The following is a 20,724-nucleotide window of genomic DNA, read 5'->3' as shown; positions in this document are numbered from 1 at the left end:
ACTCAGAATAGGGTTGGCGCGTCTGGATCAACGCCGGCCAGAAGGGCGGCCACTCGTTGAGGCCTGTTCCAGCCGTGGACGCGGACTTCGTCTCTCAGTGCCACGGACCGCGCAGCGAACTGTGCTCGGGCCAGCCCGCGCCAGCGGAAGGAGCTTCCGTTTGCGTCGCGGCCCTTGGCTAGCCTGTCGAGCATGTTGCTGCGGTTGGTTCCTTCCACCAGGTACGTGAGGGCGTCAGTTGTCGCGCGGACGCAGATCGGCACGTCGCAGGTGTGCATGAGCGGTCCGAAGGCGTCCAGCTTGACGTCATGCAACAAGTGGAAGGCGAAGCGATGGGGACGGACGGCTACGGTTCTTCCCTCAGTGTTGAGGGTAAATCTGCCGTAGCCATCATCGGAGACGGCAGCGCTCCATAACCAGCAATCACCTGGAGAGGGACCTTTGACCACCTTGGACCAGAAACGTTCTGCCGTGTCCATGGTCGGTTATTCGATTCGTTTCTGGAACGAGACCATGACCAGGGCGGTTGCGATGTAGTGGGTGACCTGGACGTTCTCATGGCCAATAATGCCCACAGGGCGACGTTCCACGGCAGGGATCGGGGTAACGGTGTGTGAGGACGGTTCGGCGCTCCATAGCTGGTCTCCCGCCTCTTGGAAAACTGTCACTAGGCCCTGGAGGTTCTTGTCGAGTCGTTGAGCGAGCTGCCTCACGGATTCTTCAACAGATGGCTGCGGGTCACTCACTACGTACACGGTTTCGATGCGGCTCATCGGTTCTTCTTTCTCATCAGTCGTGGGAGCCTGATCCCGAACAGGCTCCCCAGGAAGAGCAGCACTGCCCAGCTCAGGACACCAAGACCAAGCAGATAGGCACCTTCACCCAGGAAGGACACGTTTCCTTGCGCTGCCGCTCTGCCGAAGGCTTGAGCGGCCAGGATGAGGTAGATCCCGGCGCAGACCCAGGCGGAGGCTGCCAGGGTGATCCCAACGACAAACCTCTTCATGAGGACCCACCCTCGAACTTGGCCAGGGCTCGGGATACGGACATCCGGCCCACGCCGAGCGTCTTGGCTATTTGCTGGATGGTCTTGTTTTCTTCCCGCAGCAGCAATGCCGCCTCAATCCGTTCGGGGGTCATGACTGTGGGGCGGCCGCCAACCCGTCCTTGGGATCGGGCATGGGCCAGACCGGCCATAGTGTTTTCACGGATGGTATCGATGCGCAGCTGCGCGAAGACGGCAACGATGCCGTAGAACGCCCTGCCCATAGGAGTGGTGGTGTCGATGGCCGGCTCGGTCAGGGAACGGATGTTGATGTCTCGCTCACCAAGATCCGCGATGATCTGGAAGAGATGCCACTCCCCCGATACCCGGTCCAGCCGGTGGACCAGGAGTGTGTCCCCTGCCCGCATGTAGTCCAAGCATGCGACCCATTGCGGTCGGTCTCTGACGCGACTGGAGTCGCCGTGGTCGACAAACACGCGCTCCGCGCCTGCTTCCAGCAGCTCGTGTTTCTGGTAATCCGGGTTCTGGTCCCGGGTAGAAACCCGGGCATAGCCGATGGTGCTCATTGATAGCTCCTTTCGGCTCATAAACCTACCTGCCCGGTTTAGATCAATTTTGGTTTCGTGCAACGGTTTTGGGCACGGCCCCGGCGGCGTGTCGCCGCAGGGAGCACCTGTGCTCGTTAACCGCCGTTAATGAGCACGCAAAGGGGCTCGCGTGCGTGCGGTGGTTTCCTCTTGCCCTGGCTCTCGATGATGGGCCTCTGGCCGGTGCAGTCAAGGCCGCTGCGCGCCGCATGCGGTGAGCCTACGCCTCAGCCCTGACATCACCGCCCACCGGCCTTTTTTGGCCAGTATTAGGGCAAGGGGAAAGTGTGGCTTGGTTAGGGGCGTATATCCGGGAATGCTCGCATAGCGTCGATCCAGGACATGCCCAGGGTTTTTCCTATCTCGGGCCAGTCGTGGCCCTTGTAACGCGCCAGGCGTACGGCTGCGGCCAGTTCTCGCCGTGCTTGTGCTTGCCTGTCTGCTTTGTCCTTCACCAGCTGTAGCGGGTCGTCCATGTGGAAACCCAGGCCGAACATGTGTTCATCGTCGCGGTCCTCGAAAGCATCCCCAAGATGGCGGTAGCTGGTGACCAACTCCGACATTTGCTCCGGGCTCAGATTGTCGAAGTCGTTAGTGTCCTCCGGGCCTGTGTACGGGTGGTCTCTCATGACATCAGTATCGAAATCTCGTGAGTTACAGACTTACAGGTTTACAGACTTACGGATGTACGAAGTTCATCTTCGGTTGAGCCACGGAGTTCGTCCTGCCGCGCAAGGAGAAGGTCCACCGCTACGCGAATGAGGGTGTTATCCGTGATCCTCTCCCCCGCGCCGGGCTTCCGTGCGCGTTTGATCTTCCTCGCCAGCGCGTCCAGTGCGTCCAGCTGATCTTGGCGCAGCCGCGCTTCCTTACGCTCAAAGTCTGCGAAACGTGGCCTGCTTGGCTGGTCCGTGACGACCGCCTCGACGGCGGCGGAGGCCGGTGCTGCCTTTGCCGGCGCTTCCTCGTGTCGTCCCGTCGACTCCCTGGACGCCTGTTTAGTGGCGACTGGTTCTTGGGCCGCTGGTTTCTGGTCAGCGGTTCCCTGCGGGAGGATGTTCGCGAGCCTTCGCCGCTTTGTCTCTGTCATTTCTTCTCCTTCGTCGCTGCGGTGTTGGCCCATACCGAGATGAGTTCCAGAGACAGGCTCCGGAAGTCTGCTTCTGCTTTTTCTGTGGATCGGGTGCGCTCGTATGTCCCGACGACCGCGCCCGTGGCGGGAGCGCGCTCGTGGTCTTTGTAGGAACGGATGTGGGTCTTGGCTACTTTGAGTCCTGCACCTTCCAGGGCGGCTCGGGCGTCGTCCACGTCGCCAGGGGCGCGTGAGTCTGCCCGTGAGATGACGATCCTGTAATCCACCCCGGACGGCCCCACCAGGGCTTGGTAGGTGTTCATGAGCGGTTTGAGGGCCAGCGCCGCCGGTTCGGTGGGCAGTATGGCGAAGTCCGCGTGAGCCATGACCGCTTTGAGCAGTGGCAGGTTGTCGATGTTGCCGGGGGTGTCAACGAAGATCATGTCGTAGGGGGCTTCGCGCAGCCGTCCCAGGATTTCGGGGTCACGCTCCGTGACCACTTCAAAGGGCAAAGGAGCGCCTGCGTCTTCGGCCAGGTCAGCCCATTCGCTTGCTGTCTCCTGGGGGTCAACATCCACGACAAGCACGCGGGAATGCTGGGCCGCAATGGCGGCGAGATTCATGACGGTAGTGGACTTGGACGCTCCACCTTTTTGATTCACAACTGGGATCACTCGCATTGAGTTTCCTATCTGTAAGTTACGTACATCGTAACTCCGAAACTTACGAGTTTCGGGCGTTTGGAACTTCGGAACATCGGAAGTCTGTCAACTTCGGAGTTCGGATCTTACTGAGTTACAGACTAACAGAGTCCCATACTTTGTAAACTCCAAACTCTGTAAGTACGTAAGTCTGGGGTTTTGGGTAGTCGCTCCCGATGTTCCCCTGTGGAGGCTGTGCACGGCCACCGCTCACCCAGGGCGACGTACTGGGCGGCAGGTGCTGTGGTGTGTTGTGTGCAGCCGGTCAGTTGGGTCCCGTCGTGCCCGTGTGTGCGGGAAAAGCAGCGCAGCGGTGAGAGCTTTTGCCGTGCCCAGGGGTGCGAGGGGCAAGGCACGCTGTTCTAGGTCCATCGGTGTCTGCATTAAGTGGTCGCGAACCGGTGGCGGCGGTTGTTTGCGAAGAGGGCACGAAGTTGTGCCTTGGCGCGGATCTCCATGGGGGAGGGGCCTTCGGCGATCCTGGCTGCATGCTCTGCCTGCTGCTCAAGAATCCGCCGTTGCTCGGCTGCGTGCCGACGAAGGATTTCGGCGTGCTGCTCAGCCTTGCGGGCATCGGGGGAGCGCATGGGTTCCCCGTCTACAGTCCAGGCTTCCAGGTGATGCAGCACCCATCCTCGCAGCCGCTGGGTGTGTTTGGTGACGGGTATGCCGTCGTGGGGCCAGTCGGTACCGTCGGGCTTCTTGTTGAAGGCGTTGAGCACGTCGGAGACAGTCCACCCGGACACAAGCCAGGGCCGCAGGACACTGGCAAGGTCTTTCTTCGACAACGGACGGAGAGCGAAGCAATGGGCGCGGATTTCCTCGGCGGCCGCCCAGCGCTGTCCACGGCGCTTTGTCGTTTTGTGAGGATCCCAATACACGCCTGAACGAAGATCTTCCGTGGTGGCTAGAGCGCCGCTTGCGGCGCCTGAAATAGGGTGCGTGGCGGAGCCACGGCCTTCTTGAGGTTTTTCCTCGCGTGTATGGGTTAATAAATCATTCATGTGTAACTGAACCACCCCTGAAGGGGCGGTGGGGGTGCAAATCTCCTCCACAGTCAATCCCGACGGCAGATCGGGAACACCCTTCAACGCTGACGGGATGCAGATGACATAAACGGGGAGCTCGTTGCCCTCGGCGGTCTTCTCGCGGACCTTCTCCGCTGACCGGCCCGATGCAACAGTGCCGATGTAGCCCCACTTCTCCAGGAACGTGAAGTAGTTGGCGACAGTACGCCGGCTGATGCCCAGCCACTCTACGAGGCCTGGGCGGGCGTCAGCTTCGCCGTAGGCCTTGTCTCGGCCACCCCACGGCACGCGCACAGTCATCGTGTCGTAATTGGCCATGCTGATCAGCTTCTCGAAGAACGCCAGAAGCCGACGCTGGAAGGGCTTGGTGTGCACCGCCAGACGGGCATCCTGCTGCAAGGCCGGCAGTGCCTGGTAGAGGCCATGAGCGGCGCGCATGGAGCCCTTGGGCACGGCAGCCTTCACGTGCTTCTTGCTCGTTTCTTGGAATCTACTCACCCGACAGGGCTTGTAGGTAACTACCTCTTCAGGCGATACGGCCCGAATCGTGTTCTCTGCTAATTCGCTTGCAGTGCGTGCATGCGTGGGTACCATATAGGTGTAGCTCTCTCTAAAGGGGTACTACAACGGGACCCACCCACGAAGTGGGAGGGTTTCGGTACCGTCACTGATAGGTCGCCAAACTCAGCAGTGACGGAAGGCTTCGGAAGACCCGCCTAGTGCGGGTCTTCTCCTTTTAAGCGGATGCTGACAGAGGCAACGTCCCTTCAAGTGTTTCTTGGTGAGCGGAGAGCTCCGGCAAGCCGCCGTTCTCTTCAAGCCACCCAATCAGTGCATCCATGTAGAGGTTCCTGGAGATCCTCGATTTCTTTGCCGCTTCAGTGATGGCTCTGCGGTGCTCTGGAGTCACCTGGCCTTGAAGAGGGACCTTGCTGCCCCCATGCCCGTAACGTTCCCGCTGGATACTCATGCTGATAAATCTTCCACAACACGCATTCACATTTGAGATTTCCGGGGCGTGTTGCCCACCGATCTTCCGTGACTGAGGTTGGCGTGCATCGGACATCTGGGCTACATCCCCATCACGTGGTAGCCGCCGTCTACGTGGACGACTTCGCCGGTCGTTGCAGGGAACCAGTCGGACAGCAGAGCGACAACCGCTTGGGCTACGGGTTTCAGGTTGGTCCTGTCCCATCCCAGAGGTGCGCGGCTTTCCCAGACTCCCTCCGTGCTCTCGATTCCATCAATCGCAGCAACGGTGAAGTTGTCCAGAGGGCCACAGGCCACAAGGTTGGCACGGATATTCCGTCGTCCCAAGTGGTGGGCGAGATACCTGTTAGTGGCTTCATAGGTGGCTTTTGCCACGCCAGCCCAGCCGTAAATAGGCCAGACGGGGGTTCCGTCGAGGGTGACACCCACAATGCTGGCACCGTCATTAAGAACGGGTAGACAGGCTTTGGTGACGGCTTGGAGCGATGCCCCGGAGACTTGAAGGCTGGTGGAGAGGTCGTCCCAGTCCGCGGTCATGAAGCCATCACCGACGGCTTCGGGTTTGCTGGCCGAGATGCAGTGGATAATGCCGTCCAGGTTGTCGGTGTGCTCCCTGATTTTGCTGTGCAGCGAATCAAGGTCCTTCTGGCTGGTGACGTCGAGCTCCAGGACGGGGCCAGGTGCGGGGAGCCGCTGGACAATTTTTTGCGTGATCTTGGAGCGGCGGCCGAAGCCGGTGAAAATCAACGTTGCGCCTTCTCGCTGGGCTAGCTCGGCTGCGGCGTAGGCAATGCTGCGTTCCGTGAAAATGCCTGTGACGAGTATCGTCTTTCCATCCAGAATGCCCATTTACGCCTGCCGTTCTACGGGTACCAGGCTGGTCATCAGGTATCGGCTCTCACCATCAGCCGAGTCGATGGGGGCTACTGCGACAGAGAATTGCTTCCATGTCTCGGCTGAAGTCCTCAGTCGCACGTCTGTTGATGATTCCGGGCCGATGCGGCCTGCTGCGACGGAGGCCAGGTGGTGTTCGAAGGCGAATTTATCGTCGGGGTGTGCAAGGGCTGCCAGGTTCCCTTCGAAGTCAGGGAGAAGTCCAAAATCTGCCCACTTCGCGGAGGTTCTGAACGTTACCTCCGTCTGCATATCTATCGCAGCAAAGGCCCGGTCTGCTGCCAACGCAAACAGGGCTTCGGCGACGAGTCCGCTTGAAACGGGGGAGAGGCCAGGAGTTACTACTTTGGTGGGGGAGGCCACTTCCCGGCTGAAACCCCGGAGCATGATCGCATCGGGGTAGTCCGGGTCATCGTAGGCGCGGGCCGACATAGCGATTTGCTTCTTACCTGGGTTCGCGCTGCCGTAGCCGTAGATGATTTCGTAGGACAACAGGTGGCGGCTCCGATTGTTTACGGAGATGCCGCTGTCGATCACCAGTTTGATGGTGTCTCGGTCCTTCGTTGAAATGAGCTTGGCCAGCCACTCGCCGGCCGGGCCGCGCTGGCTTTCTACGGTAGCCGGGTCGATTCCGTAGATCTTAAAGAGGTTCTCGTTCCAACGTGACGAGTCCTCACCGACGTTCTTCCCGGTGGTTTTACTGACCCGCCACTGCCAAGTACCCAGAAGAGGCTCGTCTGGCAGCGTGTGTCCGGGGTGGTCGAAAATGCCGTAGGCACCAACAACCATCTGGCCATCGGGGGATACGACCGGTTTGGCGGTCACCGCGAACTCAGCGGATCCGTATCGGACGACACCCTGGAAGCTTTCCCCGGATGAGAGGACCGCTTTGAGTTTGTCGACGAGGACAATCTTCGTACGCGCGTCGAGCCAGTTACGTGGGCTGATGCCGGGGTAGTCCTCAGTGCCTACGGCCAGGAGCGACGTTCCTTCCGGTGTTCGGTCCAGGACTACCCAACGTCCCCTTGCGTCGATTTCTTGCGGCTTAGACACGAATCGCCTTTCGTTGTGGCTGGTGAGTGGAACGGCTCAGCGAGGGCGCTAAGGGCTCGCTGAAAAAGGACTTTAGGTCTACAGCCAGCTGAATCTCCCCGTGAACGCTGGTCACAATGCCGGCTTCTTGGAGTTCGGAGAGTGCCTGGGAAACAACGGAGATGCATAGCTCAAGTCCTTCAGCGATCTCCTCGGGTCTCTGCGGAACCTGAAGACGGTTCAACGCACGGAGTATGCGGAGGGAAGGGGTGGATGCTGCGGCACATACGGCTTGAAGAGTATTGGGGTGCATGACTTTGAGCCCTAACGAGTCGAGGGTTGGAAGCCAGCACACCACTGTCCAGCAGCACACTTGAGGTATTGAGATATAGGCCCAGACTGTCATCTGAGCCACTTTGGAGCGTACCTGTAGAGTGCAATCGTGGGCAAGTTTATTAGTGAGTCGCCGGTAGCTCTCGTCATAGGAGCATCCCGTGGAATCGGACAAGCAACCGCTGAGCGCTTCCTGAAAGAGGGCTACATCGTGGCCGGCACCCACCGGGGAAGCGGCGTAACGAACGGTGTCCATGGGATCGAGTGCGATGTCACAACCCCGGGGGCGCTGAAAGCGGCCTTCAAGGACGTAGCTGCCAACTTTGGGCGGCTCGACACGGTGATCTACAACGCCGGCGTCGCGCGTCAAGATCTTCTCGTTCGAATGCGGGATGAAGACCTGCGTTCTGTCATGGAGACCAACCTGTTCGGTGCCTTTGCTGCCGTCCAGGAGGCACTGAAGTACATGGGGCGGGCAAGGACTGGATCCATTGTGCTCATCTCCTCCGAATCTTCCCGTGCCGGAATTCCCGGTTCCGCGCATTACACGTCATCCAAAGCTGCGCTTGACGGACTGGTCCGGTCGGCAATGTGGGAGGCCGGGCCGCGAGGAATCCGGATCAATGTTGTTGCGCCTGGACCCACCAAGACAGACATGTTGGCGCAGGTTGAAGACGCTGACATCGATGCGCTTATTGGAAAATCGCCCTTGAGGCGGATCGCGGACGCGGAGGAAATCGCGGACGCCATCTTCAAAATCAGCACGTTGACGTACCTGACGGGGGCGCTCATTCCTGTTACCGGCGGCGAAGGCCTCGGCTACTAAACGTCCTGATCGCCCTGTTCGGTGATTGGTTGCTGTATGTCGATACCTAGGAAGTCGTAGAGCGCTTTCGCCATGCCGCTGTACTTGTCCTGGTTGACTTCCCACCTGGTGGAACGGCCGACTCGCTCTCCCGGGGGCGGGTCCCCTATCAGGATGCCGAGCTCTTCTAGCTGGTCCAAGTTTCGCCCTACCAGGCTGCTGTCCAGCGAGAGTTGTTTGATGAGCGTCGCACGAAGTGTCGGACCGTGCGTGTAAAGGTATCCCACGATCGCGAGCCGTGCTGGGGTACTGATCACCCTCTGAGCTAGGAGGAGGTCCGGGGACCAGTTCTCCTCGGGAAGGGCGTATTTAGGCACGCTTCCCATTTTGCCTCTATCTGCCGCTGTTTTCATATTCATGCCGCCTTCATCAACTCTCACTTGTCCGCAATGAGTGCATTTAATGCCTTGCTAGATTCACTTAATGCACTCATGATGCTACATTGTAAGTACTCATGGGGGCATTAAGCGAGTTCATCCCCATCAGAGTTCGGCTGCAGTCGGCTTACACCTGGGGTGGTTGCTGACTGTTCATATTTAGGAGGGTTTGCAGATGTTGCCTCAGATTTTGAGTTTGTTCAGTCAGTTCGTGGCTGTTGGTGGCGGTTTGTGGTTGGTGTGGGGCGCCATTGTTATGGGTGGCGCTCTGCGGGACCAGAACGGTCCCCAGATCCAGACAGGGATCTGGCAGATCGTGGGCGGCGGGTTGATTCTCGCTGCTGGCCTTTTGTTCAAAAACATCGTCGTCCCGTAAGGCCCAGGAATGGGTCCGATCATCGCGTTCATGCTGGACACCATCGGTGGTGGTGGCCTTATTGGCGGCGGCCCCAATGGTGGCTCATTCTCGGCACTGGGGAAGTCACTGCCCGAGTATCACGAGTCGATGTGGCAGACGGTGGAGACGGTACACAACGTCGCCGTGAAGCCGGTGACCTCAGCGATTCTGGCGATCATGTTTGTGCTGATGCTGGTTCGGACGAGTGCACATGTTGAGGGGGACTCTCAGCTGGGGGTCCGGATTGTCACCGCAACAATGTTCAAGATAGCCATCGTCTTCGTGGTCGCGCAGAACGCCATGAATATCTTGAACGCAATCCTGTCGATCTCGACAGACATCACGAAAACGATTCTGACGAACCCGGCCGCCAGCCAGGGTGACATCGGCACAAAGATGCTTGACCGGATTAACGCAATGAATCCGATGGAGCAGATCGGCGCACTGATCCTGCTGCTGCTGCCCTTCATAGTGGCCCTGGTTGTAGCGGTGGTCCCTTTCGTACTGATCTTCGTCCGGTTTTTGCAGCTGTTCATCATGGCAGCGTTTTCATCGTTGCCCTTGGCTTTCTTCGGACATGAAGACACCAAGCAGATATCCATCGGCTACCTCAAGGCCTTCGCAGCCACAGCTTTGTCCGGCACGGTGTTGGTCCTTGCGATCAAGCTGTACGCGGCTATCGGCTTCTCTGGCCTTGGACAGTTCAACGGCGAGGTCCTGCCGTTCATCACGGGCAACTTCTGGAACATGCTGCTGGCTCCGTTGGTGCTGGTGTTCATCTTGCTTACCGCCAATGGGTTGGCAAAAAAACTTGTCGGGGACGGGTAGGTGCCGCTGTGGCTTTGGAGATGAAGGTATTCAAGGAGATCGCTGCGTACGAGCCGAAACCCATGTTCGGGTGCACCTGGCGGCAGCTGGCGGCGTTGGCCGTCATGGTCTTCATCGGTGGAGGAGTGTTCGCACTCGTGACGTTCATCCTCCTGACCGCTGGTGCGGACATGGAGGCGGCCACAAGTGCTGCGATGTGGGTTTTGTGGCCGGTACTGCTCCCGGCTGCGTTTTGGGGTTGGTGGCGGCCCAAGGGGCTGAAGCCAGAGAAATTTCTATCGTTCGCGACGCGCGAAGTGGTCATGAAAAAGGAGGTCATTTATGGAACAGCAGGTGAAGGACGCGGAAAGCAATCCGTGGTTGGTCGAGGAACCAGAGCCGAAGCGAAAGCGCGGGGCCGGCAGCTCAAAGCCCTTCGCAGGTCTGTTTCAGAACACAAATAAGGCCGACAAGGGGCCCCAGTTTTCACGGCTCGCCGGTCGTGGCAGCAACCGGACCGGTATAGACAATGCCGGGCCGGTAGGTTTCAAGGCCGCGCCCAAGCGTTCCCAGGACATTCTGGGTTACAAGGCAATGCTTCCATCCGGAGTGGCATGGCTTGGTGGTGACGAGTGGTCGCTGACGTTCCGTTTCAGCGACATCAACTATGTTGCGGCCGCAGAGTCACGGCAAGAGTCCCTGCTGGATAAGTGGGCCCGGCATCTGAATTCCTTTGGTGCCGGGGCACGCCTGCAGCTGTCAGTGATTAATCGGGTTCTGGATGATGCGGATGTCACCTCCTTGGTGCAGAAGCCGCTCACCGGTGATGCCTGGGACGAGTACCGCGCAGACTTCAACTCCATCGTGAAGGGAAAACTGGCGTCCGGTAGCGCCAATACGGTCACTGAGAAGTACGCCACCATCACCGTCCAGGAGGTGGACCGGGAGAAGGCCGAGAATACCCTCACCCGGATGTTCATTGAGTCCGAAGCCTATCTGGCAGGGCTGGACGGGTGCTCAGCTGAGCGGCTGGACCGGACTGAACGTCTGTCGGTGTTTTCCCGGCTGCTGCGTCCGTACGAGCTGTTCACTTTCACCGAGGAATCTTTTGAAGCTGCGAAGAAGGCAGCATCAACGGGAGATTACGTTGCTCCTTGGTCGGTGACAACGACAGGGAAAGACGGCCCTGTTGTGCTGCGTAACGGCACGGGGAGCACCTTTGTCTCTACATTGTGGGTTCGGGATTACCCGGTGTGGCTGACCGACCGGGTTTTCTCCGAGTTGGCTGAGGTCAAGGGGGACTTGATTGTGTCTTTCCACCTGGAGCCTTACGACCAGGCGGACGGCGCGGTGTTGGTTAACCGGCAGATCGCGGAACTCGAGATGCAGCAGCTGAACGAGGAAAGGAAAGCAGAAAAGCAGGGGCGCAGCAAAGAATCGATCCCCCACCGGTTGAAGGTAGCCCTGGGCGAGGCAACCGGGCTACGAGCCGAGTTGGGCGACACCAACCAGAAGTTGTTTTCCACGCTGCTCCTCATCGGGGTCTCCGGTCCTGATACAGAGACGGTGGACCACAATATCCGCCGTGTAGCGACCGTGCTCCGGAAACTCTCTATCCCTGCCGAAACGCTGAGCTACATGCAACGCGACGCTTTGACCTCGTTGCTGCCCACGGGCCGGCGGCTGGTGCCCATGCGGCGGACGTTGACGACTTCGGCAGCGGCGGTGCTGATTCCTTTCACCACGCAGGAACTGTGCGTGCCCGGCGGTATCTGGTACGGGGTGAACGCGCAGTCGTCCAACCCTTTGCTTGCTGACAGAACGAAGACCAAGAATGGCAATGGCTTCATTCTGGGAACTTCAGGCTCCGGTAAGGGTGTGGCTGCGAAGTCAGAGATAACGAATGTCTTCCTGTCCCGGCCGAACGATGACGTGATCATCATTGATCCCGAGCGCGAATACGAACCGCTGGTAACAGCGTTCGACGGTGAGACAGTCCGCGTGCACGCCGGTTCAGACCAGCACGTGAACTGGATGGACGTCGACCTGGATAACTTCGAGCCGGGAACCGATCCCATCATGGCTAAGTGCGCCTTCGTTCTTTCTGCCATGGAAGCCCTCGTGGGCGGCCGCGAAGGCTTGTCCGCGGGCGAGCGTGCGGCGGTGGACCGTGCTGCCCTTAGCCTGTACCGGCGCTACGCGGCCGAGCGGGAACAAGGGATGCCGATGCCGGTTCCTGAGGATCTCCGGATCGAGTTGGAACGCTCTGGTGGGGAAGACGGCGTACGCCTGGCGAAGTCTCTGGAGCTTTACACGTCCGGGTCCTTGGCTGGTTTCTCACAACCAACGAACATCAACCCGCGTAACCGGATCGTCTCGTGGGACATCTCACGGTTGGGCAACGAGATGCGCGGATTCGCGATGATGGTGATCCTTGATCAGATCTGGTCAAGGATCGTGGCGAACCGCAGCGCCGGCAAGCGGACCTGGCTCTACATTGACGAGTTCCATCTGCTGTTCAACCACCCCAAGACGGCCGAATATTTCAGGGAACTGTTCAAGCGCGCCCGGAAGTGGGGAGCTATCCCGACGGGGATCACTCAAAACATTGAAGAACTCCTGAACAACGACGATGCCCGGTTGATGCTGGCCAACTGCGATTTCCTGTTGCTGCTGGGGCAAACCGAAACCGACGCGGACACCCTGACGGAGCTGATGAATTTCTCCGAGGAGCAGCGCCGCTACTTCTTCAATGTCCAGGCCGGAAAGGGTCTGCTGCGTTCAGGCTCAGCAGTTGTCCCTTTCGACGCGCGGATACCGGACACCTCGAAACTGTTCGGGCTGTTCAACACATCCTTCGAAGACCTCGCCGCCTAAGACAGGTTCAACCGATGAAAAATTTGCGCCGCACAGATGCCGGGAAGGACGCCAGCGAGCGACTGGTCCGGCTGCGGGTCTCTACCAGGACCCAGCAATTCAGCCGGGCCGGTGCCGAACGGACGATCAGACGCCGCCAGGATGACGCTGAGCGTGGCGGCACTGAACGGCAGGTCGGGCCCCCGAAGCGCAAGGATGGAACGTCCAAAAGTCCTAACGGTTCGACACGGGTAGGCACAGTGGCCCGTCGGAGTGCAGCTGGGCTGGTTTCTTCCACCCGCCCGGAGCATGAGCGCGCAGACCCGGCTAACACCGCCGAAGCTGTTGCAGCATCCAGAACCCGTGCAGCTGCCAGCCGCGCCGTTAACGGGGCACCCGGCGCCGGGACGGTGGTGGGCACGGTTTCCTCACGGTCAGGTGTCAGTGAGAACACCGAGGCAATAGGTCAGGGTTTCGCGAAGGACGGTGCCCGACGCGGCGGGCTGCGCACGGCCAGAGTTGCCGGTAGGTTGAGCCAGCGCTCGGCTACTGCTGCCGGGCGCGGGGCGAAAAGCGCGGCCAGCACGATCACGGCCGCCACGCGGACCAGCGGGGCGGCAGCGGCACGGGCGGCCCAAAGCGCAGCGCGGGCGACTGTCCGAAGCGCCCAGGCGGTTGCCACATTGGTGCGTTCGCTGGTCGCCGTCGTTGCCGGCACTGCCACGTCCGCGCCGGTCCTGGTTGGTCTTGTTTCCGTGCTATCGGTGGTGGCTGTCGTCGCATCGATCATCGCCGCAATTTTCCCGACGGTGAACAATACCGTTTCCTGTACCGCTCCACCCAAGAATGCCGTTGGTGTCGCCTTCGGCGGGTACGGGCCGGAGCAGCTGAAAAACGCATCGGAAATCATCCGTGCGGGGAAAGATGCCAAGTTGGATACCCGTGACATCACTATCGGCGTGATGGTCGCTATGGGGGAGTCTTCACTGAGGATTCTGGCGTACGGGGATGCGGCGGGGCCGGACTCACGGGGCCTGTTCCAGCAGCGTGACTCCTGGGGGCCCTTGTCGGTACGGATGGACGCTTACGGCTCAGCAGGTCTGTTCTTCGACGCTCTCAAGCGTGTGGCGGACCGCCCTTCAAAGCAGCCGACCATTGTCGCCCACGAAACCCAGCGGAACGCTGATCCAAACCACTACACGAAGTTCTGGGATGCTGCCGTAACTGTTGTCTCCGGGGCAGGCGGGGCTATGGCTGGCTGCGATCTCGGTGGCACCGGCGCACCCGGGGATCTGGGAAAGGGCGATGACTACCCGTTCAATAACGGCGAATACAACGCGACAAACCCAGTAACCGGTTTGGCGTTCAAGAACTGCACTGATTTCGCATGGTGGCGTTTGATGCAGCAGCTTGGCATTACTGACCAGGCTCAAATGGACGCACGGCCGATCGGCCCCGGGAACGGGGCCACGTGGGCCCAAGCGTGGGAACGGGCCGGGTGGACCGTAACAAAGACCCCTCAAGTCGGGTCGATCATCTGGTACGGCATCGGCAACCCGGGCGGCCACCCGATCTACGGGCACGTTGCCGTGGTCAAGGAAATTACTGCCGACGGGAAAGTAGTCGAAGAAGGCTACAACATGGCCCCGGACAAGCTGGGGGCCTATTACACCCGCACCATCGCTGCTACCGCTCCGTCCGGATACTTGCTGATCCCTACGAAGGAGCAGTACGCCAAAGCCATTTGAACGAGGTCATCAAAGCGCACAAAGCAGCAGTCTTCAGGAAGGAACACAGAATGCTCGATAAGAAAAAACTTGCCGCACTGATAGTGGCAGGGGTCGTGGTCATCGTCGGACTGACCGTCGTTATCACCCTGGGCCTGTCCGGTGGAGCGGGAAAACAGCCTACGGCTCAACCGGTTACGGCTTCGCCCTCAGCGACAGCGACGGCAACGGCAACGGCTCCTACGGACCTGGAATTGACCACCGAAGAGACGTCCGTGTTCAAGACAGCCGGCGAAGCTGCCGCAAAGTTCGATAACAGGCCAGGATCGGCGGTGAAACCAGCTGATTACGTGAAGGCAGGTTTCACCGAATCTTTGTCGAATAGCTATAAGCCCATCTGGGCTGGCCTGTTCGCTGGCCGTGCCGATCAGAACAATGCACGCATCGAAAGCCAGGTCGGCGGCGGCCTCGGTGGGGCAGGAGTGCTCAAGCAATCACTGAAGGTTCTGGATTACTCCGGTTCCAAACCAGGCAGCTACACCATTCGAGTTGCCGTGGACGTTGCCTGGGTGCCTCAGGAAGTGAAGCCAGCACCCGGCAAACAAATGGGCGGTACAGCACAGAGCGGCCACGCGACCTGGACGCTCACATATGACCAGCTTTCACAACGAATTTTGAAGGTCGAACAACCCGCCTGGCAGGACCTGGGCGCGGAGGGATTGTTCGACGCCATGGGACTACCGGTGCCAACCAAGGGTGCCGACACAGCAGCACAAGGGGGAACAAAATGAGCGCAACAGCAACCATTGAAACTGACGGATCAGCGATCTTGACCCTGGACGGTAAAGACCACAAGATCCCCGCCACGAGTGTCATTACTACGCGGTTCCGGATCCGCGAGCTGGTGGCCGAACATGCAGCCAGGACCGGGGAACCGCAAAAGCTGACGGCCCACGATGAGAGCGGATCCTGGGACGTCGTAATCCATCCTGACGGCCGTACGGAGACGGTGAACCCCTTCGAGGTACCCGAACCAGCGCAGGACCCAGCCACCCCAGAGGGTGCTGCCGTCCCAGCGCTGGCTCCGCTGCCGTCACGTCGTGAAGCCCGGAGCTTTCTCGTGCCGAATGAGGCCCCGGAAGAGCCGCCTCAGCAGGGCTTCCGTGCGTTCCTGAGTCGGGCCGGGATCAAGATCAAGCCCAGCGCTGCCGAAACCAGCGAAAGGCAGGACAAGATGCATGTCTCCCAGCACTGGCCGGGCCTGCGCGTTGTCACTGTGGCTAATGGCAAAGGCGGCAGCGGAAAGACACCGGCCGTGGTCAACCTGGCATCCATGTTCGCCAGGCTCGGCGGTGCCGGTGTGCTGGCTGCCGACGTGAACCCTTTCCGCGGAACACTGGGCTGGCGGACACAGCAGGGACCGCATGAGGCGACGATCAAAGACCTCTTGGCCGATATTGACCACGTTCTTGGCCCGGGGGCGTTGCTCGCCGAAATGTCCAAGTACGTCCATCACCAAACGGCAGACAAGTTCGACGTCCTGAGGTCCCAGCCGCATCTTCTGGCCTCGGCACAGAGGCTCAGCCCTGAGGACCTGGACAACCTGATTGCGGTGGCCGGGAAGTACTACCGGATGCTGTTCCTGGACACGGGCAACGACGAATCCGACCCGTTGTTCGAGAGAATCATTGCCCGGACAGATCAGCTGGTTGTGGCCACCAGCACCCGGAAGGACCGCGCAGAAGGCGGCATTTTGCTTCTGGACTCGCTCCGTGATCAAGACGAACGGTCAGCACGGCTCGCCCGCGAAGCAGTGGTGCTGATCTCCGTGGCCGATAAGTCAGCCACACAGGCCGACATCAGGGAAATCACTGAGGGCTTCGCGCCGCTGTGCCGCAAGGTCGTCACCATTCCTCACGACGAAGCAATGATCGATGGCTGGCTCAAGCACGACGCCTTGGCGCCTGCTACCCGGCGGGCTTGCCTGGCCGCTGCCGCAGCTGTTGCTCAAGGCTTCTGACAGACCCGATATCAAGGAGGAAGAATCATGGCAAAGACAAAGTTTTCTGTGGATCACGAATGCGGACACACTCAGGAGCATGATCTCTCGGCTAACCCAGCCGGAAAGCGTGCAGGCCTTGCAGCCTGGCTGAAAGAGAAGCCGTGCTGGGACTGCGGAAAATCCTCGGGCATTTCAGAGGAACGAAAGGCAGAGATCCAGGCAGAAACCGACGAGACTGAGCGGACCCTGGAACTGGGGGAACTGGATGCCACAGACCGGCAGCGGCCCAAGCTGCTGCCATGGGCCAGGGAAATCAGGGCATCGAAACTGCGAGAGGCCTATGCGCTGGTTGAGTCAGGCACAGAGACGGAAGCCTGGTTCGAGAACAACATCCTTGGCCCGGCCAAGCAGATCAGTCAGTGCAGCTGGTGGGTAGACAATCGGGAAGCCTCAATCGAGGACCTGCCGGAGCTCCTCGACGATTCCGGCGAAGAAAACCCGCACACCTGGACCGGTGCCAAGGCAGCATCATGAGCGCAGTGACCCGTAACCACAAAAACCCGGCCACGCCAGGGATCATGTTCCTGGTGTTCCTCGGACTGCTGGGAGTGTTCTTCTTCGGTGCATTCCCCGCCGGCGAAGCCGCTGCCGGACACCGCTATGACTGGACCGCCGCGCAAACAACGTTGGACCGCATGGTGGCAGTGTTCCTGGGGCAGGGCCAGTGGACCGAGGCACACACCCACGCCGTTCTGGTGTGGTTCGGTTTCCCGGTAGCAGTCATCATCGTGTTGTTGTCCCTGCGGGCGATGCTTCGTCCCCGCCGTCCGGAAATCGACAAGGCTGCCCGGTTCATGGGCCGTGGACGCCAGATCGAGCCGCTGCGTAAACACTCCGTACGGAAGAAAGCCAAGCGGCTGGGAGTGAAGGGCACCACTCACCCCGGAATCCTTCTCGCCGCCCTTGTTGCCGGCGGGGAACGTCTGTACGCCTCCTTTGAGGACACCTGCGTGGACATCTGGGGCTCACGCGCCGGAAAGTCTTCCACACGAGCTATCCCCGTGATCCTGACCGCTCCGGGGGCGGTGCTGGCAACCTCGAACAAGCCGGACCTGGTCAGTGTGTGCGCGAAAGTCCGTGCCTTGGCGGGCAAAGTGTGGATTTTTGATCCTCAGGGGATCTGCGGACGAGTTGTACCGAAGGTGTTCTTCAACCCGCTGGCTTCCGTAACGGAGATCGAAGACGCCCGCGATTTGGCAAGCATTTTTGAAGAAACCACGGCCGAGAAGGATGCCAAGAAGGACGGCTTTTTCAACCCTGCCGCAAAGGACCTCATTACCGACCTTATGTTCGCGGCCGCGGTGGACGGCCGCTACCTCGATACGGTGTTCAATTGGATTTTCCGGCCCAACGATGACGAGCCCGTGCAGCTGCTCATGAAGCACGGTCATTCCTCGATCGCGGCCCGCGTCAAGGACGTCCAGGAACTGACCGAGAAGACCCGCGGCGGCGTGTACAAGCAAGCAGGACTGATGATCGGGTTCCTCGAGTCGCGGGGGTTGCTGGAATGGATCACCCCGGGCGATGGGCGAACTGAGTTCAACCCCGGCAAGTTCGTTACCAGCAAGGACACCTTGTTCCTGCTCTCCCAGGAAGGTGCAGGATCAGCCGGGCCAATCATCGCGGCCCTGACAAAGGCTGTCTTCGATGCCGGCGAACGGGAAGCCGCCCGACACAGCAGCGGCAGGTTGCCGGTACCGCTGATCGCCGTACTCGATGAAGCGGCGAACATCTGCCGAATCCGTTCACTGCCGGAGAAGTATTCGCACTATGGATCGAAAGGCATCTTGCCCATGGTGCTGTTGCAGTCCTACGAGCAGGGCGAAGAAGTCTGGGGCGAATATGGCATGGCATTGATGTGGTCCGTTGCGAACGTGCGGATCTACGGCGGCAACGCCGTCTCAAGGAAGTTTCTGGGCGACCTGGAACAGCTGGTCGGTGACTACATCTACCGTGAGGAAGAAAAGAGCTATGGGACGAACGGTGTCACCAAAAGTATCCGCAGTCACAGCGAGTCAATCCTTTCGATCGCGGACCTTGCCTCGGTGCCTGGCGACCGGATGATCATCATCGCCGGTCAGTCGCGAGCTACTCTTGCCCGAACTCTGCCTTGGCATAAGGACCGGAAACTTCGGCGTGCCGTCAAGAACGCGGACAAAGCTCCGAAAACCCGCAAGCCCAAACCGACGAATCAGGTCAGCGCAGGTGCTGTCCGTTCCTTGCAAAGAAAGGAATCCATCTGATGGATGCGCCTCTTACCGAACTGGACGAGGAACTGGCCGAATTCGTTGACACCGTTCTGACGCCGATCTTCGAGTACCGTACCGGCGGACACGCTTGGTGCGCCGAATGGTGGAAGCACACGGAGATCCTCAACCGGGTCCAGGACCTATGCGACGGCTGGAACAAGATCGGCCCTGACGAAGAGGACATCGATCTAAACACCTGGTACCGGTCCTACCTGGACCACCACATGCCAATCATCATGAACAAAGAAACCGGTCCTCTCCGAGGCTGCACTAGCTTGGCCCATGGGAGCATCCGGACAGACCAATGGAAGCACCCGGAACCGGTCTCATGATCGGCGGTATGAAAAGGAGGGATGGACTCGATTCGAGTCCATCCCTCCTTTTCATGCGCTCTATCTCGTTCAGCGCTCCAAGCCGGGGCCCTGGCCGGGGCTGGGTGTATTCGTGTGGCTTGACGTCTTCGCCCGCTTGTTCTGGGCAGCGCGGCCCGCGAAGGCACGATCCTTGGCCCGTTCCTGCTCGGGTGTCCCTGCCATCGGCGGCTTGGGCCGGTCTTGCTCAGTGCACCACTTGGGCGTGCTGTCCTTGAGAACCTCGGCTTTCTCGGCCGTTTGCTTCTCGACGGCGAGGGCCCTGGTCAGATCCTGGTTGTCTTCGGTGAGTGCCTGTGCTCGGACCTTCTGCACCAGCTGCAGCGGCGGCTCCGGATTTAGGCCTGCCTCGGGCTGGACCCCGAAGGCAGCTTCATACCGCGCTTCTGCTTCAGCGAGAGCGCGGCGGGCAGCGTTCCTGCCGAACAGGCCGACTTGATCCAGATCCCGGCGCGCAGTGCTGATCTGAGCGGCCAGCTGGGCATGGTCAACTCGCAATCCCTGCTCCGCGAGCGAGGCGACGTTGTGTTCTATCGTCTCACGGTGGGCCTTGGCCTCCCGGTGCGCGTCAACGGCCTGGCTGTTGAGTTGCTGCCACGTCTCCGGGGTGTAGCCGTGCTTGGCCTCATATGCGGCACGGCGGGACTCCCAGGCGGCGAGCTTGCGCTCGTAGGTGCGCGTCTCGGCCGCTACGCGGCGCTCTCGCAGCTGTGTATCGGCCGCGGTATCCGTTGATGCCGGGGACACCTCTGGGTCCCGCCCCTGCGCGCTCTGGACGGTTTCCGGGTTTTCCTGAATGGCCGGCGAAGAGTCCGGGCTGTTCTGGGGCTGCTCAATCCGTTGGGGGACGCTGGCCGGTACCTGCGGCATGGACAGGTCCAGTCCGTCGATCTCGCGGGCGAGGGCTTCCTGGGCGACTTCAATGCCACGGTCAGCGGTGTCACGGCCCATGATGTCCACGAACTGCGCCTGTGCGTCTTCAGTGGACGCGGCCACCAGGTGCAGGGTGTTCGCTTCCCGACCACGAGTGGCGGCAACGTAGGTGCCACCGGCGGTCGAAGAGACGTCGAGCAACCCGGCCCCCGTGGTTTCCGTAGCACCCTGAGCGCCGTATTCCGTGGACGCATAGCCGAGGTGAACATATTCGGCTACGTACTCTTTGGGCAGGCGAATCATCTCTTTGCCTTTGCCCTGGCTGACGGTGATCGACCCGTCGGCGTGCGTGGTGTGCACGGTATAAGTTTCGCGGTTGGCAATGCCAAGCATCGAGTCGTTGTTTCTGGTCATGATCGTGTCACCGTGCCGCAGCACGAGACCGTCAACGCCGGCCACATCGAACTTCGCGGGACGGGTTCGGCCGGCGGCGGTCA

At 60.2% G+C, this 20,724-nt stretch carries 23 protein-coding genes and 1 pseudogene; 11 read left to right on the top strand and 13 right to left on the bottom strand.

Annotated elements, in window-relative coordinates:
- Window positions 1–2: 2 nt before the first annotated feature.
- From ACFUOZ_RS20135 to ACFUOZ_RS20085, 11 genes are all read right to left on the bottom strand, one after another.
- The gene (locus ACFUOZ_RS20135; RefSeq protein ID WP_377551502.1) at window positions 3–479 is read right to left on the bottom strand and encodes a hypothetical protein; all 477 of its coding nucleotides are present in this window, start codon (window positions 477–479) and stop codon (window positions 3–5) included.
- A 6-nt stretch (window positions 480–485) separates the two neighbouring features.
- Window positions 486–773 carry a hypothetical protein gene (locus tag ACFUOZ_RS20130; RefSeq protein WP_377551500.1) on the bottom strand — a complete coding sequence of 96 codons (288 nt, stop codon included), beginning with the start codon at window positions 771–773 and terminating at the stop codon, window positions 486–488.
- Window positions 770–1,006 carry a hypothetical protein gene (locus ACFUOZ_RS20125; protein WP_377551497.1) on the bottom strand — a complete coding sequence of 79 codons (237 nt, stop codon included), beginning with the start codon at window positions 1,004–1,006 and terminating at the stop codon, window positions 770–772. Before ACFUOZ_RS20125 ends, ACFUOZ_RS20130 begins: the two co-directional genes overlap by 4 nt.
- Window positions 1,003–1,572 carry a recombinase family protein gene (locus ACFUOZ_RS20120; RefSeq protein ID WP_377551494.1) on the bottom strand — a complete coding sequence of 190 codons (570 nt, stop codon included), beginning with the start codon at window positions 1,570–1,572 and terminating at the stop codon, window positions 1,003–1,005. The genes ACFUOZ_RS20125 and ACFUOZ_RS20120 overlap by 4 nt, the downstream gene beginning before the upstream one ends.
- 317 nt (window positions 1,573–1,889) lie before the next feature.
- Entirely contained in the window at window positions 1,890–2,222 is a 333-nt protein-coding gene (locus tag ACFUOZ_RS20115) for a hypothetical protein (protein WP_377551491.1), read from the bottom strand.
- A gap of 41 nt (window positions 2,223–2,263) precedes the next feature.
- Entirely contained in the window at window positions 2,264–2,683 is a 420-nt protein-coding gene (locus tag ACFUOZ_RS20110; protein ID WP_377551488.1) for a hypothetical protein, read from the bottom strand.
- Window positions 2,680–3,345, bottom strand: a complete 666-nt coding sequence (locus tag ACFUOZ_RS20105; RefSeq protein ID WP_377551485.1) for a ParA family protein — start codon at window positions 3,343–3,345, stop codon at window positions 2,680–2,682. Before ACFUOZ_RS20105 ends, ACFUOZ_RS20110 begins: the two co-directional genes overlap by 4 nt.
- A 404-nt stretch (window positions 3,346–3,749) precedes the next feature.
- On the bottom strand, window positions 3,750–4,892 hold the full coding sequence (locus ACFUOZ_RS20100; protein ID WP_377551483.1) for a hypothetical protein: 1,143 nt from the start codon (window positions 4,890–4,892) through the stop codon (window positions 3,750–3,752).
- Window positions 4,893–5,130: 238 nt separating this feature from the next.
- Window positions 5,131–5,364 (bottom strand): hypothetical protein, encoded by a 234-nt coding sequence (locus ACFUOZ_RS20095; protein WP_377551480.1) that lies wholly within the window; start codon window positions 5,362–5,364, stop codon window positions 5,131–5,133.
- A 101-nt stretch (window positions 5,365–5,465) separates the two neighbouring features.
- The gene (gene fabI / locus ACFUOZ_RS20090) at window positions 5,466–6,233 is read right to left on the bottom strand and encodes an enoyl-ACP reductase FabI (RefSeq protein ID WP_377551478.1); all 768 of its coding nucleotides are present in this window, start codon (window positions 6,231–6,233) and stop codon (window positions 5,466–5,468) included.
- Window positions 6,234–7,331, bottom strand: a complete 1,098-nt coding sequence (locus ACFUOZ_RS20085; protein WP_377551476.1) for a hypothetical protein — start codon at window positions 7,329–7,331, stop codon at window positions 6,234–6,236.
- A gap of 421 nt (window positions 7,332–7,752) precedes the next feature.
- On the opposite strand from ACFUOZ_RS20085, the gene ACFUOZ_RS20080 reads away from it, so the two are divergent.
- Window positions 7,753–8,469, top strand: coding sequence for an SDR family NAD(P)-dependent oxidoreductase (locus tag ACFUOZ_RS20080; RefSeq protein WP_377551473.1), 717 nt, complete (start codon window positions 7,753–7,755; stop codon window positions 8,467–8,469).
- Here ACFUOZ_RS20080 and ACFUOZ_RS20075 read toward each other — a convergent pair.
- On the bottom strand, window positions 8,466–8,867 hold the full coding sequence (locus ACFUOZ_RS20075; protein ID WP_377551471.1) for a winged helix-turn-helix domain-containing protein: 402 nt from the start codon (window positions 8,865–8,867) through the stop codon (window positions 8,466–8,468). The genes ACFUOZ_RS20080 and ACFUOZ_RS20075 overlap by 4 nt on opposite strands.
- Window positions 8,868–9,060: 193 nt before the next feature.
- Between ACFUOZ_RS20075 and ACFUOZ_RS20070 the strand changes: the two genes are divergently transcribed.
- From ACFUOZ_RS20070 to ACFUOZ_RS20025, 10 genes are read left to right on the top strand one after another with little or no spacing between them, the layout of a single operon-like run.
- Window positions 9,061–9,261, top strand: coding sequence for a hypothetical protein (locus tag ACFUOZ_RS20070; protein WP_012311467.1), 201 nt, complete (start codon window positions 9,061–9,063; stop codon window positions 9,259–9,261).
- Between the two features lie 9 nt (window positions 9,262–9,270).
- Window positions 9,271–10,110 carry a hypothetical protein gene (locus ACFUOZ_RS20065; RefSeq protein ID WP_377551468.1) on the top strand — a complete coding sequence of 280 codons (840 nt, stop codon included), beginning with the start codon at window positions 9,271–9,273 and terminating at the stop codon, window positions 10,108–10,110.
- Between the two features lie 8 nt (window positions 10,111–10,118).
- Window positions 10,119–10,553 carry a PrgI family protein gene (locus ACFUOZ_RS20060; RefSeq protein WP_079941638.1) on the top strand — a complete coding sequence of 145 codons (435 nt, stop codon included), beginning with the start codon at window positions 10,119–10,121 and terminating at the stop codon, window positions 10,551–10,553.
- Window positions 10,444–12,966, top strand: a complete 2,523-nt coding sequence (locus ACFUOZ_RS20055; protein ID WP_377551523.1) for a VirB4-like conjugal transfer ATPase, CD1110 family — start codon at window positions 10,444–10,446, stop codon at window positions 12,964–12,966. The genes ACFUOZ_RS20060 and ACFUOZ_RS20055 overlap by 110 nt, the downstream gene beginning before the upstream one ends.
- Window positions 12,967–12,980: 14 nt before the next feature.
- On the top strand, window positions 12,981–14,693 hold the full coding sequence (locus ACFUOZ_RS20050; protein ID WP_377551466.1) for a CHAP domain-containing protein: 1,713 nt from the start codon (window positions 12,981–12,983) through the stop codon (window positions 14,691–14,693).
- Window positions 14,690–15,463, top strand: a complete 774-nt coding sequence (locus ACFUOZ_RS20045) for a hypothetical protein (protein ID WP_377551464.1) — start codon at window positions 14,690–14,692, stop codon at window positions 15,461–15,463. Before ACFUOZ_RS20050 ends, ACFUOZ_RS20045 begins: the two co-directional genes overlap by 4 nt.
- The gene (locus ACFUOZ_RS20040; RefSeq protein WP_377551461.1) at window positions 15,460–16,692 is read left to right on the top strand and encodes an AAA family ATPase; all 1,233 of its coding nucleotides are present in this window, start codon (window positions 15,460–15,462) and stop codon (window positions 16,690–16,692) included. Before ACFUOZ_RS20045 ends, ACFUOZ_RS20040 begins: the two co-directional genes overlap by 4 nt.
- A gap of 27 nt (window positions 16,693–16,719) precedes the next feature.
- The gene (locus ACFUOZ_RS20035) at window positions 16,720–17,208 is read left to right on the top strand and encodes a hypothetical protein (protein ID WP_377551459.1); all 489 of its coding nucleotides are present in this window, start codon (window positions 16,720–16,722) and stop codon (window positions 17,206–17,208) included.
- On the top strand, window positions 17,205–18,977 hold the full coding sequence (locus tag ACFUOZ_RS20030; protein ID WP_377551457.1) for a type IV secretory system conjugative DNA transfer family protein: 1,773 nt from the start codon (window positions 17,205–17,207) through the stop codon (window positions 18,975–18,977). Before ACFUOZ_RS20035 ends, ACFUOZ_RS20030 begins: the two co-directional genes overlap by 4 nt.
- Window positions 18,977–19,315 (top strand): DUF4913 domain-containing protein, encoded by a 339-nt coding sequence (locus tag ACFUOZ_RS20025; RefSeq protein ID WP_377551455.1) that lies wholly within the window; start codon window positions 18,977–18,979, stop codon window positions 19,313–19,315. Before ACFUOZ_RS20030 ends, ACFUOZ_RS20025 begins: the two co-directional genes overlap by 1 nt.
- A gap of 69 nt (window positions 19,316–19,384) precedes the next feature.
- Here the strand turns inward: ACFUOZ_RS20025 and ACFUOZ_RS20020 are convergent.
- Window positions 19,385–20,724: pseudogene (locus ACFUOZ_RS20020) on the bottom strand (hypothetical protein); the annotation flags it as partial.

It is taken from the genome of Paenarthrobacter sp. NPDC057355, assembly GCF_042667405.1.
Taxonomy (GTDB): domain Bacteria; phylum Actinomycetota; class Actinomycetes; order Actinomycetales; family Micrococcaceae; genus Arthrobacter.
This window is presented reverse-complemented; position numbering and strand designations above follow the sequence as displayed.

Bases quoted from the DNA above. Each gene is read 5' to 3' on its own strand.
- ACFUOZ_RS20135 (WP_377551502.1), bottom strand. From the start codon at position 479: ATGGACACGGCAGAACGTTTCTGGTCCAAGGTGGTCAAAGGTCCCTCT.
- ACFUOZ_RS20130 (WP_377551500.1), bottom strand. From the start codon at position 773: ATGAGCCGCATCGAAACCGTGTACGTAGTGAGTGACCCGCAGCCATCT.
- ACFUOZ_RS20125 (WP_377551497.1), bottom strand. From the start codon at position 1,006: ATGAAGAGGTTTGTCGTTGGGATCACCCTGGCAGCCTCCGCCTGGGTC.
- ACFUOZ_RS20120 (WP_377551494.1), bottom strand. From the start codon at position 1,572: ATGAGCACCATCGGCTATGCCCGGGTTTCTACCCGGGACCAGAACCCG.
- ACFUOZ_RS20115 (WP_377551491.1), bottom strand. From the start codon at position 2,222: ATGAGAGACCACCCGTACACAGGCCCGGAGGACACTAACGACTTCGAC.
- ACFUOZ_RS20110 (WP_377551488.1), bottom strand. From the start codon at position 2,683: ATGACAGAGACAAAGCGGCGAAGGCTCGCGAACATCCTCCCGCAGGGA.
- ACFUOZ_RS20105 (WP_377551485.1), bottom strand. From the start codon at position 3,345: ATGCGAGTGATCCCAGTTGTGAATCAAAAAGGTGGAGCGTCCAAGTCC.
- ACFUOZ_RS20095 (WP_377551480.1), bottom strand. From the start codon at position 5,364: ATGAGTATCCAGCGGGAACGTTACGGGCATGGGGGCAGCAAGGTCCCT.
- fabI (WP_377551478.1), bottom strand. From the start codon at position 6,233: ATGGGCATTCTGGATGGAAAGACGATACTCGTCACAGGCATTTTCACG.
- ACFUOZ_RS20075 (WP_377551471.1), bottom strand. From the start codon at position 8,867: ATGAATATGAAAACAGCGGCAGATAGAGGCAAAATGGGAAGCGTGCCT.
- ACFUOZ_RS20070 (WP_012311467.1), top strand. From the start codon at position 9,061: ATGTTGCCTCAGATTTTGAGTTTGTTCAGTCAGTTCGTGGCTGTTGGT.
- ACFUOZ_RS20065 (WP_377551468.1), top strand. From the start codon at position 9,271: ATGGGTCCGATCATCGCGTTCATGCTGGACACCATCGGTGGTGGTGGC.
- ACFUOZ_RS20050 (WP_377551466.1), top strand. From the start codon at position 12,981: ATGAAAAATTTGCGCCGCACAGATGCCGGGAAGGACGCCAGCGAGCGA.
- ACFUOZ_RS20040 (WP_377551461.1), top strand. From the start codon at position 15,460: ATGAGCGCAACAGCAACCATTGAAACTGACGGATCAGCGATCTTGACC.
- ACFUOZ_RS20035 (WP_377551459.1), top strand. From the start codon at position 16,720: ATGGCAAAGACAAAGTTTTCTGTGGATCACGAATGCGGACACACTCAG.
- ACFUOZ_RS20030 (WP_377551457.1), top strand. From the start codon at position 17,205: ATGAGCGCAGTGACCCGTAACCACAAAAACCCGGCCACGCCAGGGATC.
- ACFUOZ_RS20025 (WP_377551455.1), top strand. From the start codon at position 18,977: ATGGATGCGCCTCTTACCGAACTGGACGAGGAACTGGCCGAATTCGTT.